Here is a 17,433-nt window from a genome sequence, read left to right on the forward strand (position 1 = left end):
TCGTCCCTCGTCTTTAATGCGTCAGCTAAGCGCGCAGTGCTTACTTGACCACCAGGTTGACCAGCTTGCCGGGCACGCAGATGGCCTTGACGACCGTCTTGCCCTCGAGCCACTTGGCGACGGCGGCCTCGGCGGCAGCCTGCATATCCTCATTGGAGGCATCGCGGGCAACGTCGACGCGACCGCGGACCTTGCCGAGCACCTGGACCACGATCTGCACCGTGTCCTCAACGGACTCGGCCAGGTCGAACTCGGGCCAGGCGGCGGTGTAGGCGTTGCCCTCGCAGCCGAGGGCCTCGTGCCACAGCTCGTCGGCCCAGAACGGGCAGATGGGGGCAAGGACGCTCACGATATCCTTAGCCACGCCGTAGCACAGCGCCTTGTCGCGGGTAGCACCCTCGGTGGCGTTGAGGTAGGCGCTCGCCGCGTTGACGAGCTCCATGACGGCCGAGATCGCGGTGTTGAACTGGCCGCGATCGAAGTCCTCGGTGCACTTGGCGATGGTGCGGTGACGCTCGCGATAGAGCTTCATCGCAACCTCGTCGAGCGCGGACTTGTCAAAGGCCACGTTGGCGTCGCCGGACTGGACGAGCTGCCACACGATACGCCAGGCGCGCTTGATGAAGCGGTTGGCGCCCTCAACGGCCTTGGGATCCCAGTCGAAGTCCTTCTCGGGCGGGGCGATAAACAGGATCGCCAAACGCATGGTGTCGGCGCCGTAGGGCTCGATGACCGAGCTCGGGGGCACGACGTTGCCCTTGGACTTGGACATGGTGTCGCCGTTCTCGTCCTTGACCATGCCCTGGCACAGCAGGTTGGTGAAGGGCTCGTCCACGCTCAGCAGACCCAGGTCGCGCAGGGCCTTGGTAAAGAAGCGGCTGTAGAGCAGGTGCAGAATAGCGTGCTCGATGCCACCGATGTAGTTATCGACGGGCATCCAACGGTCGGCGGCTTCCTTGGAGAAGGGCAGCTCGGTGTTGTGCGGGTCGGTATAGCGCAGGTAATACCAGCTGGAGCAGGTGAAGGTATCCATGGTATCGGTCTCGCGCTTGGCCGGGCGGCCGCAGATCGGGCAGGTAGTCTCGTAGAACTCCTTGCACTCGGCGAGGGTTTCGCCGGCGCCCAGGTCCAGGTTCTCGGGCAGCGTCACAGGCAGCTGATCCTCGGGCACGGGCACGATGCCGCAGTGCTCGCAGTGGATGGCCGGGATGGGATTGCCCCAATAGCGCTGGCGGCTGATGAGCCAGTCGCGCAGACGGAACTCGACCTTGCGACGGCCACAGCCCATGGCCTCGAGGTCGGCCACGATCGCGGCCTCGCCCTCGGAGTGCTTGCCGCCGCGCATGCCGGTGTACTTGCCGGACTGGACGAGCGTGCCCTCGGCAGCGTGAGCGCAATCCCAGTCGACGGTCTCGGCATGGAAGGTATCGATGGTCTCGCCGCTGGCCTCGACGGCAGCGCGATCGTCGTCGTCCAGGATGATCGGCACGATCGGCAGGTCGTACTTACGGGCAAACTCAAAGTCGCGCTGGTCGCCACAGGGAACGGCCATGACGGCACCGGTACCGTAGTCGGCAACGACATAATCGGCAACCCACACGGGGACCTTCTCGCCGTTGACGGGGTTCACCACGTAGCGGCCGGTAAAGGCACCGTGCTTCTCGAGGGTGCCCTGGGCACGCTCGACGGCAGAGATATGCTTGGCGTCCTCGACGATCTTAGTGACGGCCTCCTCGTACTCCGTGCCCTCGACGAGCTCATGCAGGCCGGCGTACTCGGGAGCCAGGACAAAGAAGGAGACGCCAAAGAGCGTATCGGCACGCGTGGTGAAGACGGTGATCTTGCCCTCGTCGCCCTCGATGGGCTCGCCATCCTTGTCGCACAGGGTAAAGTCGACCTCGGCGCCCTCGGAGCGACCGATCCAGTTGGCCTGCATCTGCTTGACGCGCTCGGGCCAGCCGGGGAGCTTCTCCAGATCGTCGAGCAGCTCCTGAGAGTACTCGGTGATCTTGTAGTACCACTGCTCAAGGTCGCGCTTCTCGGGCTCGGTGCCGCAGCGCCAGCACTTGCCCTCGGTGACCTGCTCGTTGGCCAGAACGGTCTTGCAGGTGGGGCACCAGTTGACCGGGTTCTTCTTGCGGTAGACCAGGCCCTTTTCCCACATCTTCTCAAAGATCCACTGACCCCAACGGTAGTAGTCGGGGCTGCAGGTCTTGACCATGCGATCCAGATCGTAGGAGAAACCCATGCGCTTCATCGTGGCGAGCGCCTGGTCCATGTTCTTATACGTCCAGGCGGCAGCCTGCGTGTTGTGCTTAATAGCGGCGTTCTCGGCAGGCAGGCCAAAGGCGTCAAAGCCGATGGGATGCAGCACGTCAAAGCCGCGCATGCGGGCCTGACGGGCCATGGCATCGCCGATGGTATAGTTGCGCGCGTGGCCCATGTGCAGGTCGCCCGACGGATACGGGAACATCTCGAGCACATACTTCTTGGGCTTGCTGTCGTCGGTGTCGACGGCAAAGAGGTTGGACTCCTCCCAGGCCTTCATCCACCTGGACTCAATGGCCTGCGCGTCGTAGGCAGGAATCTCGTCCTTATGATCTGTGCAATCGCACATATCAGCTCCTTTAATCTTAGCTGGGGTCGGTCGGCTTAGCTTTATTCGCTACTGCGGACAGTCCTGCGCAAGACCAAGAGCACATTAAGTGCTCTACTTTGCGTGCGGAACTTGTAGCGAACAAAGCTAAGCCGACCGACCCTAAGGTTAACTTGACTGATGATAGCAAATACGACAAGCGAGATGCCTGCGACTTGTAGGCATCTCGCTTTATCTAAATAACGTGGTTGATACTCAACCTTTATGTGCAACCCGTTCTAGAAACAACGGGTTTTCCAGGTGCCGCAGGTTGCCGTGAAAGAGGAGCGCCGCGTACTTAGGTACGCAAGCGACGGTTTGAACGGCAAGATGCGGTGCCTGGGAAAGCCGCTTATCGATAAGACACAGACTGCTGGGAGTCCTTTACGACAACGTCGTGGGCGCCGCCTTCGACGATGGAGGTGGAGCTCACCAGGGTCAGGCGTGCCTTTTCCTGGAGCTCGGGGATCGAGAGGGCACCGCAGTTGCACATCGTGGACTTGACCTTGTAGAGCGTGCCGCCCACGCCGTCCTTGAGGGAACCGGCGTAGGGAACGTAGGAGTCGACACCCTCGACGAAGCTGAGCTTCGCGGCGCCGCCCAGGTCGTAGCGCTGCCAGTTGCGGGCACGCGCGGAACCCTCGCCCCAGTACTCCTTCATGTACTGACCGTTCACGTTGACGCGCTCGGTCGGGCTCTCGTCAAAGCGAGCGAAGTAGCGGCCCAGCATCATAAAGTCGGCACCCATGGCAAGGGCGAGCGTCATGTGGTAGTCGTAGACGATACCGCCGTCGGAGCACACGGGCACGTAAACACCGGTCTCCTCGTAGTACTCGTCACGGGCGCGGCAGACGTCGATCAACGCGGTAGCCTGGCCACGGCCGATACCCTTGGTCTCACGGGTAATGCAGATGGAACCGCCACCGATACCGACCTTGATGAAGTCGGCACCGCAGTCGGCCAGGAAGCGGAAGCCCTCGGCGTCGACGACGTTACCGGCACCGACCTTGACGTCCTCGCCGTAGTTGGCGCGAATCCACTCGATGGTGCGCTTCTGCCACTCGCTGAAGCCCTCGGAGGAGTCGATGCACAGAACGTCGGCACCGGCCTCGATGAGCAGCGGCACGCGCTCGGCATAGTCGCGGGTGTTGATACCGGCGCCGACCATGTAGCGCTTGTCGTTATCGAGCAGCTCGTTGGGGTTGGTCTTGTGGCTGTCGTAGTCCTTGCGGAAGACGATGCCCATAAGGTGATCATTGTCGTCGACGATAGGCAGAGCGTTGAGCTTGTTGTCCCAGATCACGTCGTTGGCAACCTTGAGGCTAATATTCTTGTCGCCCACGATGAGCTGCTCACGCGGGGTCATGAACTCGGAGACCTTCTTCTGATGGTCATCGCGGCTGGGGCGATAATCGCGGCTGGTGACGATGCCCAGGAGCTTGCCCTTGGGAGTGCCGTCGTCGGTGACCGGCATGGTGGAGTGACCGGTCTTCTCCTTAAGCTCGATGACCTGCTCCATGGTCATGTCGGGGGTCAGCGTGGAATCGGACTGAACGAAGCCAGCCTTGTGATCCTTGACGGCCTTGACCATAGCGGCCTCGGACTCGGGGGTCTGGGAACCGTAGATGAAGGACAGGCCGCCCTCGGTAGCGAGCGCGACACCCATGTCGACGCCCGAGACGGACTGCATGATGGCGGAAACCATGGGGATGTTCAGGGTGATTGCCGGCTTCTCACCGCGCTTGAAGCGGGTTAGCGGCGTCTTAAGAGAGACGTTGTTGGGGATGCACTGCGAGGACGAGTAACCAGGGACCAGCAGATACTCCGAAAACGTGTGGGACTCACCGGGAAAGAACGTAGCCATGTTTCTCCTTTTTCCATGCGACCGGTCGGCTGCAGGCCTCGTAGGACCCAGCCCAACCTTGGGCGCCCAATACTGGGGAAGTATCTTAACGCACTTTGACTGCTACAATGCATGATTTAAGAAGAGCACACGAGGGTTTGACGCAGGCTTTGCGTTTGCCCAGCAAACACTTTAGCGGGAAGACGTGGAGCACATGGAGTACAAGACGACGGCAAAGTTGGTCATTCAAGCGTGCGACAAGGATTTGCCGGGCGTGTTCGGCCATGGCTGCGTCTTGCTGCTGCAGGGTATTGCCCGGGAGCATTCGCTCAACCGTGCCGCCAAGAGCATGGGCATGGCGTATTCTAAGGCCTGGCGCATCGTGAACGAAGCCGAAGGGCAGCTGGGCTGCAAGCTCATCGAGCGCGATGGCGCCCGCGGATCCACCCTCACCCCCGCCGGCGAGCGAGCCATAGCGGTCTACGAGGAGCTACAGGCCGATATCAACAACGTCATCGCTGCCAAGGCCGACGCCCTCATCGCCAACATCAACGCGGAGTAGTCCTTTTGGGCGGTTTTTAGCCCACAGCGCCCTCGGGTTGAGGCTCGCGCCACAAAACGGGCCCATCTACTACGTTTAGTTGAATACCCACGACCATACCGGACATTATGAAATTAAAACCGCTGGTAAACAGCTTGGTAATTTCAAAATAGGCGGGTGTGGTCGACCCCTATTGCTTAAACGTAGTAAATAGGCCGTTTTCGTGACACAGACCCCGATTAGCTACTTGCGAAGGGCGTTATCGAGAGTGGCAGCCACCTGCAGAGGGTCGTCGGTGCCGGCGAAGAGGCGGATGGCGCTCCCCTGCTTACCGCGCGGGGCCGAAAGGCGCGTTGTTGAGCCGCCGGCGGGTGATGTGCGGAATTCGTCCGGCAGTATGCTGAAAAATTCACCCGCGATGCAGTCCATCAGGTCAAACTCTACTGCCGGGCCAAAACCGTGCTCCAGGATGCCGGTCGCGATGGCATGGTCGGGATGCGAGGTCAGCCCGGGATAGCGCACGTTGCGTACCATCTCGTTGGCGGCCAAATACTCGGCCAGCGCACGGGCGCGGTCGAAGTGGGCCTGCATGCGAGCGTCGAGCGAAGACAGCCCCCGCTCCAGCATGCAGGCCTCATTAACAGAAAGGTCGAGTGCAGACGCACCGCAATCCGCAAGAAGCGCATACGCACACTCGGCGGCGGCATCCACGCGATGGCGCTTAAGCTGCGAGCGCGCCACCGAAGCGGCGACGAGCTTGCGCGGCGCAACGCCGGCACACACGCGGTCGAGCGCCTCGAGCGAAAGCACGGCGCCCAGACGCAACGGGTTGCACCCAAAGACGCCCGACACAGTGTTATCAACCACGAGCAACGCATGCGACTCACGAGCCGCGCGGCCCAGAGCGCGAAGGTCGGGCACACGCAGACCAAACCCGCCAATAGAGTTGACGAACCACCACAGGTGAGGCCCCTCGACCTCAAACGAAACATCAAAGCCCTCGGATGCAACAGCAAACGCCGCAACCGACGGCTCCCCCACGAGCACAACGTCGCAGGCATCAAAGCCGCGCGCAAACGCATCGGCAAAGTCGTCCGCAAAGGCCACCAAGCGATCGCCGGGCTGCACAATCCCCAGCATCGACAGCGCCGCCGGCACATGCGAGGCCGCAACAAGACACGTTTCACGTGCGCCGGCCCTTACGGCCCAGGTCTCTTCAAGCTGCTGCACGTCCAAGCGACACCGCCCCTTAAATAAAACTGAACCAAACTAGCCGTGATATTCGCCGTTGTACTGGATGAGCGTCAGGTCCTCAACGCCATCGAGCGCGCGGATGGCGTCGGCGTAGGGCATGTCCACACCATCCGAGAACACCTCGGCGGCCATTTCGACCTTGTCGCCGCGCATAGTCTTGGACTTAACGGTGAACTTGGTGCGCCCAAATGCACGCACGATATCGTCGCCGGTGGTCTGGCCCGTGTAGTGGATGACCATCATGTACACGCGTGCCCTATCCTGGTGGCTCGCAAAGCCGGCGATCATCACCACGATCACCACAGCCGTGAGCCCCACGAGCGCGTACATGCCGGCGCCTGCCGTAATGCCAGTGGTAATGGCCCAAAACAGATACAGCAGGTCGAGCGGATCCTTGACCGCCGTACGGTAGCGGACGATAGACAGAGCACCGACCATACCGAGCGAGATGACCACGTTGGTCGAGATCGCGAGCGTCACCATGCACGTGAGCACGCACATGCCTACGAGCGTCACGGCAAAGCTACGCGAATACACCACGCCGGTAAAAAAGCGCTTGTAGACGTAATAGATCAGGATGCCCATGGCGAGCGCCACGAGCAGCGAAAGGCCAATCTTGGCAGGGTCGACCTGGCCAAACGCCTCCAAGACGGAGTTCTTAAAAAAGTCCCTGGTGCTCATGGTCTAAATATCCCCTCGGTTCTCAAAATCCGATTCCCAGTAATTAAATCCGCGCAGGTAGGCGGTCTTGTCATAACACAGGCAGTACTTAGAGACCGCCGTGAGTTCGGCCGCGCCCGGCGGCACCATATCGCGCACCAGCTGCGGACAAAACTCCGTAAACTTGACCTCCATCACCAGCTTACCGGGCTCCAGGACCGGCAACGCGGGCAGCGTCGCGTCAAAGATATCGAAGCTTCCCACCGCGGCACGCACGTTCATGTCAAACGTAATGCGCACGGTGCCCTCATCCATCACCCACGGCTCGCGCTCGTAGTCCACGATGGTCCGCGGGCGCATCATGTTGCAGATGCACTCGATGTAGAACTCGCGACAGAGCGGATAGGGGCTCCTCAGCAAAAAGCCGTAGTCGCCAGCCAAAATCTGCTCAAACTCGCCGCGCGTAAGCGGCGCGTCCTCCTTGTAGATCCAGCTGCCGTACTTCTTTTTGCGCTCAAGCTTAATCACCTTATCGCTGCCGTTATAGATGCGCACGCGATACTTTTTGCGCATAAGAATGCCGGCGTCTTTTTCCTCGTAGGCCGAGTTGCAGTAGTCGTCAAAGTACAGGCTGCGAATGGTGTAACCGCCCGAGCGCGCATGCTTATCCAGCTTAAACACCGGCGCCATGCGACAGGCAAGCGCGGCGTGCTCGCCCTCGTTAATGAGATATTTGAGCTCGTGGCGGTAACGCTCCTGCGTGGTACGCACAGGCGGAGCCGCCAAGCGCTCAAGCAGCGCGCTAGCCCTCCTCATACGTGTCCTCCACGACCTTACCGCCGTCTTGCACGTAAAAACACTTCATGCCGTAGTGCTTGCCGTCGTCGGTCACATAGTAGTCAAACGCATCTTGCGTATAACCGTCGGAGTTGGTGGCACGCACGCGCACAAAATACTGGCCGGCATCGGGCGCATCGCAGGTCACCTCGGGAAGCAGCACGTCCTCGGCCTTAAAGACCACGTCGCTTATGGCATAGTCGCGCGCAAGCTCTACGGTGTAGCGAATGTCGCGCGCCTCAAAGTCGTAGGACGCATCCCAGTTAATGCGCAGCTTACCGTTATCGATCTGCGGCACGCCGATGTAGAACGGCATGGGCTTTTTAAAACTCTCGCGAAAGCTCTTGTAGTTCTCCTCGATCTCGGAGGGAATCGCCGCGGCGACCTGCTCGTATTGGTCCTTGGTGACAGGCAGATTGTCGATATCGGGCGAAGCAAAGACCAGGGATTCAGTCACCTCGCGGTAGTGCTTGATCATCTTGGTCAGGCGAGTCTCGGTCAAATACGAGCGCAAGTCCTTGACGGCACGGTCGAGTTCGCTGCGGAACGACTTGCTGCGCAACGCGCGGTTAAACAGCACGTTGCCCCAGTAGTTGCTTGCGCCGCGCTCCCAGCTCGCGTAGTCCGAAAACCCGGTAAGAGAAAGCTCCAGCTTACGCAGCATGCCGTCGTTATCCCAATCCAAAAAGTACCAGGTATTTGAGTTGAGAGGGCTGTACAGATAGCAGTTGCGGTTCTGCGTATCGCAGTTGCCCGTCAGGATCTGAAACGCCAACCAATAGACCAGGTTCTCGGTATCAAAGTAGGTGTCGAGCACGTCATCGATCTTTTGCGATTCGTCGTTGAGCGCATCGAGCATCTCGATGAGCTTGGTGTGGTCCGTATCGCCCTTAATCTCGAGCATGCCTTCAAAGCTTGCCTGGTTGTAGTCGGGATCATCGGCAAGCTTAATGGTGTCCTCGTAGCGATGGAAATCAAAGCTGTTCACCTTATACAGGTGCCCGCTCTTATCCAGGCCATGTGCCTTAAGCGCCGTCTTGTTGAGCTGCTCCACCTGCGTAAACAGGCCGTAGTCCTCAAAGGTATCGTTGGACTTTTCGGTCTGGTCGCACACCCACAGATGCACAAACTGTGTGCGAAGGCCCATCATCTGGGGAATCCCGCGGATAAGATCGTAGGCCAGCTTGTTGCGAAAACGCATACCCTCGCCCATGTGCTTGTTGAGCGCAATCGCGCGCTGCTGGCGCCAGGTACCTTTTCCTTTTTTGAGCTCCACCTTGTAATTCTTTTGCGTGTAGGAGCTCGACGTCTGGCCACGCACCTGCACGGTAGCATTGGGCGCTTCCTCGCCATAGCCAACCTCGCCGGCCACCGGGCCGTCTTCGTCGCCCGCCTGCAGCAAGCCCATAACCTGATAGCGCGCCACGCCCATGTCGGCATAGTCATACACCGAATACGTGTTGATCTCGGCCCAGCTGTGGTCGGTGTTCTCGGAGCTGTTGCCGCGTGAGACCGTCAGGTACATGGTCACAATACCCGAGTCGTCGTAGACCTCGTACAGCTCGTCCTTATCGCGCAGGTGCTTGGACTGGTCGGAGGCCTCGGCCTTTTTAATCTTGTCCTGCTTTTTGACCTTTTTAGTCGAGGATTCGTCCTGAGACGAGCAGCCCGAAAGCAACAGCGCGCCGGCAGCCGCCTCGATCAGGCAGCGGCGAGACATCATCCTATCGGTCATCAGAACCTCCCCAATGCTTGCGATACACGTGAACTACTGCGCGCTCAAACGCGCCATGTGGCTCACCCTTATGGCGACCTTCCTCATAGCGCTGCTCGGCACGGTCGAGCAAGCGGCCCAGCTGTGTAAACCAGCCCGTCTTGTCGGTCGCCACAATGGGCTGCTGACTCAGGATACGATACGGTAAGTTGGCGGTATAGGTATCGAGCCGCAGCAGCGCCACGATAAAAAACACCACCGCACCCAACAAAAAGCCAAAGCCGTAAAACTGCTGCGGCAAAAGCAACGACACGGCGGTCGCCAGCCCTGCCACACCGGCAAACAGGCCCGAGGCCAGAACGGCTCCCTTGTAGTCGGTAAAGTACAGCAAGATAAGCAGGATCGTGTTGCCCACGGCATACAGGCCGTAGCCTACGCATAACGTGCGAAAATACCCGTGCATAAGATTGTTAAAGCCCAGCGGCAGGGCCGAGAGCACTGTAGTCTCGAGCGAGATGACCGCCGCGGTCACAAACAGCTGCTTGAGCGCGCAAAACCGTAGTTCTCGGTTGAGCGTGGCAAGCATTTCCTCCTCGGCCACCACAATGTCGCCCACCACGCCACCGTCGTTGAACAGGCTGTAGTAGTCGCGGTAGCGCGGATAAAAGTTGACCTCGACCGAGACCACAAAGTTGACGGACGTGACCAGGATCGTCAAAAACGCGATGAGCGCCGGCACATCGTGGTACGGCGCACCATAAAACAAGCCCTTGACCTGCACGCCAATGGGACCGGCCCAAATTATCACCAAGTGCGCAAAGAGACCCAGGTTGGTAAACAAGCCCGTGAGCGCCAGCGGCATAAACTGATCGAGCCACTGCAAAAAGAGCCAGGGGCTGCGGTCGCTCTGAGGAAAATAACGGTACAGCAGCACCACGTCCCAGGCGAGCATAACGCCGTAGCCCAGAGCAATTGACGCCAAAAGGCCCTCGACCGGCGGCAGTCCCAGCGCCAGCGCGGCCAGGGCGCACAGGCACGCCACGCCAATGGCAGCCGCAAAGCTGCACAGGATACCGCGGTAATCCTTAATAGCAGTGAGATAGCTCATGCCGTTCCAGTTGACGATCATAATGTTGAACAGCCACAGGCACAGCAGCCCCTGTAGCAGCGTGGCGGCCGAGAACAGCAAAAAGACGCCGTAGAGCACTGTGCCCGCAACGAGCATAATGGCGTTGGAGCCCCAAAACGAAGGTAGGATCTCATCCTCGCGCTCGGCAAAAAGCATATCGGCCAAAAAGCGCGTGACCGGCATAGAGAAAAAACTCGTGAGCGTGAGCGACGCCAGCAGCGTATAGGTCACCATGCACACCAGCAGATCTTGGTTGGCACGGCCCACACCCCACAGACCGCACAGCACCAAGATACCCACCTGAAGCAGCACGCCCAACAGCATGGGACCCGTGCACACAATGCCGGCGTAGCCGTAAGCGCGCATCGTGGCAAACAGGCCCTTGCGCCTAAACAGGCGCTTGAGCTCAAAACCGATTCCGGCCACCGGCTACTCCCCCTCTCTGGGCAGGTTAAACGCTTGCGCCGTCTCGTCGTACAGCGCGCGATAGTTGGCGAGCATCTGCTCGTGCAAGAAGTACGTGGCAACGCGACGCTGGCCGCGCTCCCCCATCTCAATGCGACGAGCGCGGCTTGTGCACATGCGTTCCATGGCATCGGCCAAGCCCTTGCGATACATGGGCGGCGTCACAAAACCCGCCACGCCAAAGTCGTCGCCCGGGGCGCCTTCGAGCAACTCACGGCAGCAGCCCACCTCAGTCGTCACGCAGGGACGGCGCGCTGCAAGCGACTCCAGCACGCTGAGCGGCTGGCCCTCGGAGATGCTCGTCAAAATGGTAAAGTCGAGCTTTTCCATGTACTCGACCACGTTGACGCGGCCGGTAAAGATCAGGTCGCGCACGCCCAGGGTTTCGACCAGCGCGTGGCACTCGGCGCCGTACTCCTCGTCGTCCACGCCGCCCATGATGTGCAGGCGCACCTTGGGTAGGCGCTCGTGCAGCTCAAAGAAGGCATAAATCATGGTCTTGACATCCTTGATGGGCGCCAGGCGCACCACCGCGCCAATGTCCACCCAGCCGTCATCGGTCTTTAAGGGAATATCCTTAAAGCGATCGAACTGGATGCCGTTGGGGATGACCAGGCATTTGTCCGCATCGCAGCCCATATCAATCTGCGTCTTGCGGGCGTTATGGAACAAACTCGTCACGCGGAAGGCGCGGCGGTAGATCTCCTCCGAAAGCAGGTAGAAAAAGCGAATCCAGCGGTCCTTAAACGACGGCACCACCCAATCGGCGCGAATGATCTCTTCCTCGCGCTCGCGGGTATAGATGCCATGCTCGGTCAGCAGCACCGGCGCATGGTGAACGCTTGAGCCCAGGCAGGCGAGCAGGCCACCGTAGCCGGTCGATATGGCATGGTACACATCGGCCACCGGCACCTCGCTGCCCAACAGGTAGAGCACGGGCAGCAACATGGAGCGCATGGTGTGGAATGCATCGGCAAAGGGCGTGTAGGGATACTCGGCCAGGCACACGTCGCGAAAGATATCCATAAACGTGCGGCTTTGCAAAAACGAGAGCGGATGCACGCGGCGGCGGTGGAAGATATCGAATAACACGTCCCAGTCCGGATTGGAGAGCGACACCAGACGGCGTAGCGCCTCGCGCTCACGGTCGTTAAAACTGGCTTCATGTTGCTCGCCCGAAAGCCGCAGGGCATCGTCCAGGAACACCTCGTGCACCTCGACCACATTGCCGGGCAGCTCGTAGACAAACTTGCCGCGGTCGGCAGCATGCGCGCCGATCACCCACAGCACAAACTCGTGCTCGGGCATGGCCGTAATGTAGCCATGCATCCAGGTAGATACGCCGCCGTGCACATAGGGGTAGCAACCCTCGAGTACCAAGCAGATTCTCATTTATCGCCACCCTCCTTGCGCTCGATCGTCACGGTCTTATCATTTGCTTTGAGCAGATACAGATTGCCCGTAAGGTGCGTCAGTTCGCCACCCGTCACCGCACCCGGCTCACCATTATTGGCGCGGAACATGAGCCACGCCTCGTCGTGGAAATTGCCCAGGCTGAGCGTCCAGGCATCCGCGCTGGTATCCACGCTCACCGTCACGGACGAAAAACGCTGGATGGCACCGGAGCACTCCGACGCCGTCTGGTGCCGCAGGTCGGGCGCGGATTTGGTAAGCCACTCCAGGAAGTCGACCAGGCCGCCCTTGTAGACCTCCCAGCCCTCCTTGGCTCCGCGATCGGGGTCCAAAAGGTCGTCCGGGTGCATAAAGTGCGTGCTCACGTAGTGCATGTTGAGCTCGGACACGGCTGCCAGGCGCATATAGGAATCGTCGACCATGCCGCCCGAAACAATACGTGGCTGCTCCACAATGCCATCGCTCGCCACGCCAAACTCCTGCACGTACGGCAGGTCGGTGCCATCCTCAAAATACGTACTGGCAATAGTCTTAATTCGCGGAACATCGGTACCGATAAGCTTGCGCGCGCGGGCCGAAAGGATATTTGACGGCGGCACGTAAACCGAGCCATGAGCATTGGGCAGGACCTCGTCCTGAAACGCGATAAGTTCGTTGAGCGAAGCGACGAGCGTCTCTTTGTTCTTCCAGGTCTTGTAGACGTACAACGTACCATAGTCGGTGTCCCAGAGCGCAAGCGGCTGATGGTTGTAGCCGTGAAAGCCCAGCTCGCCGCCCATCTGCAGCAGCATGCCGCCAAAATATCGAAACTGCGTGGTATCGGGTTGGCGCGCGGGCTCGGTCTGGTTGACCGCGTCCTCGTAGTTTTCGATCATCACGCCGGTATAGCGAATGCCGTATTTTTGCGCGAGCTTTTGCAGATCGGGCCACCAGACCTTGGTGTAAAAATCGGCAATGGAAAGGCCGTAGTCACGCTTGATATAAGTACCATCGCCCGAGGGCACGGGGCTAGGAAAGTCGTCCAGATAAAAGACAGCGCTGTTGATAACCGGATATGCCGTGGCATCGCCCAGCAGGCTGATCGCCGCGGCGTAAAAGCCGCGCATGACCTTGTCATAGATACCGATATTACACACCACGGTGCGCCCGCTACCGCAGTCATTCGACCAAATGAGCGGGGCGCCCGCATCGCCGGTCTTTGCCCATACGTGCGCCGTCTCGCGCAGCGATACCAAAAGCGACGAATCAAAGGGGTCCGAAAGCTCGTAGCGCTCTCCCCCGCCCAGCATAAAGTCCTCGCTCGGCACAATGCTTTCGGCTTTTACATAGTCATATCCGGCAGATTCAATGCCAAGCTTGGGAGCAATCACTTGCAGATAGCCCGAGTTATCCGGAGGCATGGCGAGCATAAGCGAACCGCCGGCACTCACCCAACTCATAATGTCGCTCAGGTGCGTACCGAGCCCATCGAGCGACGGCATGAGCAAAATCACGCGATCGTAGGAGGTCAGCGAGGGAATGGCATCCGCGCCGTCCAGCGCAAGGTCCACGTCGCGGTGCGCGATCTTCATGTCGAGCAGAATCTGGTCGAACTGCTCCTTTACGTCCTCGACGCCAGCTTGATCGGAATCGGTAATGACCAGGCACGTGGGCTTTTGGCCAAATATTGCCGAGGAGGCCGGAACCGCATCGTTGGCGGCAAGCATCCCCAGCTTATGCTGGCCCGCACTGTACTGCACGCCGGCGCGCTCCACCAGCAGCACGGCCGCCATGGCAATAAAGACCGCCCACACCACAAGCAGCCCCATCCAGCGAAAATGGCCCGCACGGTCGCGGATATGCTGTACCACGCTCATCGGGCCTCCTCTCCGTTGCGCCAAAACGCCAGTTCCTCGCGGTTGGCGGCGCTCAAGTATACATGCTGTTTGTCAATCGCATCGATCACGCGGTGGACCTCGTCACCGTCGCGGCGCATCACCGCAAGGCGCAGACAAAGCATCCAAACCTCCTGCTCCTCGGGCACATCGAGCACCAGCTGGTCGGTCACGGCCTGCGCCTCGTCGATCTGTCCGACATCGGCCAGCGCCGTCGCGTATCGAATGCGAAGCTCAAGGGTGTCCTCGCGCTCGCAGCGACGCGCAAGCAAACGCGCGTACTGTTGGCGCTGAATCTGAGCCACGCGCCCCTCGGCCAGGCCCGAGCCCAAGTATTCACCAAGAAAATCGCAGTATTCGTTGAGGTTTTGCGCGCTCGGGTCCGTCTTAAAGGCACGCTCCAGCTGCTGCAGTTTAAGGTCGGACTCCTTGGAGATCTGCACCACCGCCGTCGCGGCATAGTGAGCCACCTCAACGTCGTCGTTAAGCTTAGCCGCCTGCAGCTGCGCCAGGTAAGCGTCGGGCTCCTCGGTGAGCATGGAGAGCATTAGGCGGCGCCGTTCTGCCGGGTCGTTGATGATGAGCGCCTCCTCGAGCGGAACCACGCCCGCATCGGCATCGCGGTCGTGCACCAAGATGTTGCGATGCAGCTCGTCGTTAATGCGCAGCGATTCCAACGTGGCGTCCTTAAGATCCGCACCAAACACGGCGCTGCGCGCGATAAGCAGCACTACCAGCAGCGGGCCCCACAACGGCACGAGCACCATTACGGCAAGCATGTGCCCGCGAACCGGCAGCAGGCCCAACTTCATAAGCGTCCACAGCACCAGGCAAACCAGCGCATGGATCAGCAACAAGACGGCAGCTACGACAAGCGAGATCACGCGGCATCCCCCTCACCGTCGCCGACGCTACCAATGCGCTGCAGCAGCGCCACGATATCCTCGCCATCGACGGGTTCCACCGCGATCTGCTTCGCACTCAGGCGCTCGCGGATAATGGGCAAATCGCATGCCTTTGCCTGGCGCATGAGCAGGTAGAGCGTGTCGCCGTCGACCAAGCCCGCGGCATCGCTCTCGCGGATCACAGAGCCAATCGCGCCCACCAGCTCGCCGATGGGCTCCATGCCCGGCACCACGCGCAGGAGCACAAAGCTCCCCATCTTGTTGTCTGCCAGTGCCTGCTCGGCAGCAAGCTCTTGACCAAAGGCCGCCTGCTTGAGCACGCATGTACCGGCAACGCAGCGCCTATCCCGCGCAACGGCCTCATAATCAAAGGCACGTCCCAGCGCGCTTTCGACCAGGCCACACAGGATACGGAACAGGTTTTGGTAATAGAGCGTCATTTGGCTCTCGGCTGCGCGACGCACAAAGATCAACACGGCGGGCGCACCGTCGCGCTCGATGGCGTATCCAAACATGGGAAGGCCCGGCGTAAGCCCACGATTCACCCACAGGCCCGATGAGCCCCCGTCGCCCAAGATGGGTTTGAGCTGCTCAAGCGTAAGCGAGTGCGCGGCATCGTCGGCAATCGCGGGACTTGCTGCCACCAGGCGTGCAAATGCCCCGCCCGAAACATGGTAGATCGCCACCGAATCGTTCTCGAGGATCTCGCCCAGAAGCTCGCAGCACTTGCGATAGATGTCGCGTGGGTTGAGCACGTCAAGCTCCTGCGTCACGGCAAAGATCTTGCCAAAGCTGTCGTGGCGACCCACGATCTGGCGCCTGTACGCGCGCTTGTCCTCGATCGCGTCGTGGTAGAGCTGCGTAAGGAACGTATTGCGGTTGCGCGCGAGCTCGTTTTGATCGCGCTCCGCCCTAATGGCTTCGCTATTGCGCAGCTGCACATAGCCGCACACGGCACCCACAACAAAGTACGCAATAAACGGCAGCCAGTTGGACGGCTCGTAGAACAGGCCCTGGAAGGTATAGCCGTACAGAGTAAAGTAACTCGCGGCCAAACCCACCGACGCCAGCAGCGCCGCAACCAGGCCAAAGTCCAAGCCATACAGCGTGCCGATGAGCACCACGTAGAGCAGGCGATAATCGAGCACGTTGAGCTGGGTCGATTGAGAGAACAGATGCTCCAGTACCTCAAACAAAACCCGAGCAACGCCCGTCTCCAGGCATTTGATGGGCAGCGAGCGCATCTGGATGCGGTCGATGGCGGCACGCAGCGGATTGACCTTTTTGATGCGTCCAGCGCCCCAGCGAGCTTGAATGGTCGAAAGATCGCGCAGCAAGTCGTAACGCTGAAACCAGCCATAGCGCACGCGAACGACGTCGCTGGCGGGCAGAGCATAACCGGCAGAATCGCCATAGGCAACGGCAAGCCCTGGGAACAGCGCCTTGAGGGCCTCGCCCACTTCACCCGACGTGTGATGGAAGGCATCGGCAACGTCGAGCGTCTCAAAGTTACCATCCCAGCTATCGAAGATACGGCGTATCAGCACCGCAAGCTCCTCGGCACACAGCAGGGGAAACGACGCATCCTGCACGCCCCGCAGAGCGACCGATCCGGTTGAGCACGCGTCGAACAGCGGCACCAAAAACGGATCTTCCAGCGCGGCAGACGCGGTATACAGGAACGGCACGCGCAGGATCTTGGTCTGAACGCCCTCGCGAGCAGCGTAGTAGCGGCACAGGTCGTTGGCTGCGTGCGCGATAATGCCCTTGCCCGTTCGCCCCGCGGCATCGGCGGCACCCTCGGCACCCGCGGGCCCCGCTACATACAGCAGTTGGACCCGGCGACCCACGCACGTACGAAAGACCGAGCGAAGCAGCTCGATATCGCCCACGGTATCGGTATGCGGGGTAAGGTAATTAGACAGGTAGACCACGCGGTCGAACTCGTAGGCCTGCTCCAAGTGCTGAAGCAGCTCTTTCCACGAGGCATGGGGCGACGACTCGTCGCGGCGCGCTTCCTGCGCGGCTACAACCTTAACGTGGTCCCCAGGGAATGCCTTGGCGCAAAAGTCATCGTCAACATATGCGGTGTTGCCAACAACCAGCACCTCCATGGCGGTAGCGCGCAGAGATGTGGTGTAAGAGGCGGGGAATGCCCCGCCT

General features: G+C 60.2%; 12 protein-coding genes. 1 reads left to right on the plus strand and 11 read right to left on the minus strand.

Annotation, left to right across the window (positions count from 1 at the left end):
• Positions 1-40 precede the first annotated feature (40 nt).
• Positions 41-2,617, minus strand: coding sequence for a leucine--tRNA ligase (gene leuS / locus DW171_RS02770; protein WP_118270348.1), 2,577 nt, complete (start codon positions 2,615-2,617; stop codon positions 41-43).
• 370 nt (positions 2,618-2,987) lie between these two features.
• A complete protein-coding gene (locus DW171_RS02775) occupies positions 2,988-4,499 on the minus strand; it encodes an IMP dehydrogenase (protein WP_089571691.1) in 1,512 nt (503 codons plus the stop codon).
• Between the two features lie 193 nt (positions 4,500-4,692).
• Here DW171_RS02775 and DW171_RS02780 point away from each other — a divergent pair, with 193 nt between their 5' ends.
• Positions 4,693-5,040, plus strand: coding sequence for a winged helix-turn-helix domain-containing protein (locus DW171_RS02780; protein ID WP_118270349.1), 348 nt, complete (start codon positions 4,693-4,695; stop codon positions 5,038-5,040).
• A 222-nt stretch (positions 5,041-5,262) separates the two neighbouring features.
• Here DW171_RS02780 and DW171_RS02785 read toward each other — a convergent pair whose 3' ends face one another.
• The 9 genes from DW171_RS02785 to DW171_RS10130 all read right to left on the minus strand — a co-directional run.
• Positions 5,263-6,249, minus strand: coding sequence for a PLP-dependent transferase (locus DW171_RS02785; protein WP_233539079.1), 987 nt, complete (start codon positions 6,247-6,249; stop codon positions 5,263-5,265).
• A gap of 39 nt (positions 6,250-6,288) precedes the next feature.
• Positions 6,289-6,954: a DUF4956 domain-containing protein gene (locus tag DW171_RS02790; RefSeq protein WP_118270351.1), complete on the minus strand. Its 666-nt coding sequence runs from the start codon at positions 6,952-6,954 to the stop codon at positions 6,289-6,291.
• A gap of 3 nt (positions 6,955-6,957) precedes the next feature.
• Positions 6,958-7,749, minus strand: a complete 792-nt coding sequence (locus DW171_RS02795; RefSeq protein WP_118270352.1) for a polyphosphate polymerase domain-containing protein — start codon at positions 7,747-7,749, stop codon at positions 6,958-6,960.
• Positions 7,736-9,505, minus strand: a complete 1,770-nt coding sequence (locus tag DW171_RS02800) for a CotH kinase family protein (protein WP_118270353.1) — start codon at positions 9,503-9,505, stop codon at positions 7,736-7,738. The genes DW171_RS02795 and DW171_RS02800 overlap by 14 nt, the downstream gene beginning before the upstream one ends.
• Positions 9,495-11,039 (minus strand): exopolysaccharide Pel transporter PelG, encoded by a 1,545-nt coding sequence (gene pelG / locus DW171_RS02805; RefSeq protein WP_118270354.1) that lies wholly within the window; start codon positions 11,037-11,039, stop codon positions 9,495-9,497. The genes DW171_RS02800 and pelG overlap by 11 nt, the downstream gene beginning before the upstream one ends.
• Positions 11,040-11,042: 3 nt before the next feature.
• Entirely contained in the window at positions 11,043-12,470 is a 1,428-nt protein-coding gene (pelF, locus tag DW171_RS02810) for a GT4 family glycosyltransferase PelF (protein ID WP_118270355.1), read from the minus strand.
• Positions 12,467-14,347 carry a DUF2194 domain-containing protein gene (locus tag DW171_RS02815; RefSeq protein ID WP_118270356.1) on the minus strand — a complete coding sequence of 627 codons (1,881 nt, stop codon included), beginning with the start codon at positions 14,345-14,347 and terminating at the stop codon, positions 12,467-12,469. The genes pelF and DW171_RS02815 overlap by 4 nt, the downstream gene beginning before the upstream one ends.
• Positions 14,344-15,249, minus strand: coding sequence for a hypothetical protein (locus DW171_RS02820; RefSeq protein ID WP_118270357.1), 906 nt, complete (start codon positions 15,247-15,249; stop codon positions 14,344-14,346). The genes DW171_RS02815 and DW171_RS02820 overlap by 4 nt, the downstream gene beginning before the upstream one ends.
• The coding region (locus tag DW171_RS10130; RefSeq protein ID WP_158570998.1) for a DUF4118 domain-containing protein at positions 15,246-17,433 on the minus strand (2,188 nt) is incomplete at its 5' end. The genes DW171_RS10130 and DW171_RS02820, both read right to left, overlap by 4 nt.

Source organism: Collinsella sp. AM15-2 (genome assembly GCF_003471985.1).
GTDB lineage: Bacteria > Actinomycetota > Coriobacteriia > Coriobacteriales > Coriobacteriaceae > Collinsella.

Coding starts and splice junctions, on each gene's coding strand:
- DW171_RS02795 (WP_118270352.1), bottom strand. CDS start 7,749: ATGAGGAGGGCTAGCGCGCTGCTTGAGCGCTTGGCGGCTCCGCCTGTG.
- DW171_RS02790 (WP_118270351.1), bottom strand. CDS start 6,954: ATGAGCACCAGGGACTTTTTTAAGAACTCCGTCTTGGAGGCGTTTGGC.
- DW171_RS02775 (WP_089571691.1), bottom strand. CDS start 4,499: ATGGCTACGTTCTTTCCCGGTGAGTCCCACACGTTTTCGGAGTATCTG.
- leuS (WP_118270348.1), bottom strand. CDS start 2,617: ATGTGCGATTGCACAGATCATAAGGACGAGATTCCTGCCTACGACGCG.
- DW171_RS02780 (WP_118270349.1), top strand. CDS start 4,693: ATGGAGTACAAGACGACGGCAAAGTTGGTCATTCAAGCGTGCGACAAG.
- DW171_RS02800 (WP_118270353.1), bottom strand. CDS start 9,505: ATGACCGATAGGATGATGTCTCGCCGCTGCCTGATCGAGGCGGCTGCC.
- DW171_RS02815 (WP_118270356.1), bottom strand. CDS start 14,347: ATGAGCGTGGTACAGCATATCCGCGACCGTGCGGGCCATTTTCGCTGG.
- pelF (WP_118270355.1), bottom strand. CDS start 12,470: ATGAGAATCTGCTTGGTACTCGAGGGTTGCTACCCCTATGTGCACGGC.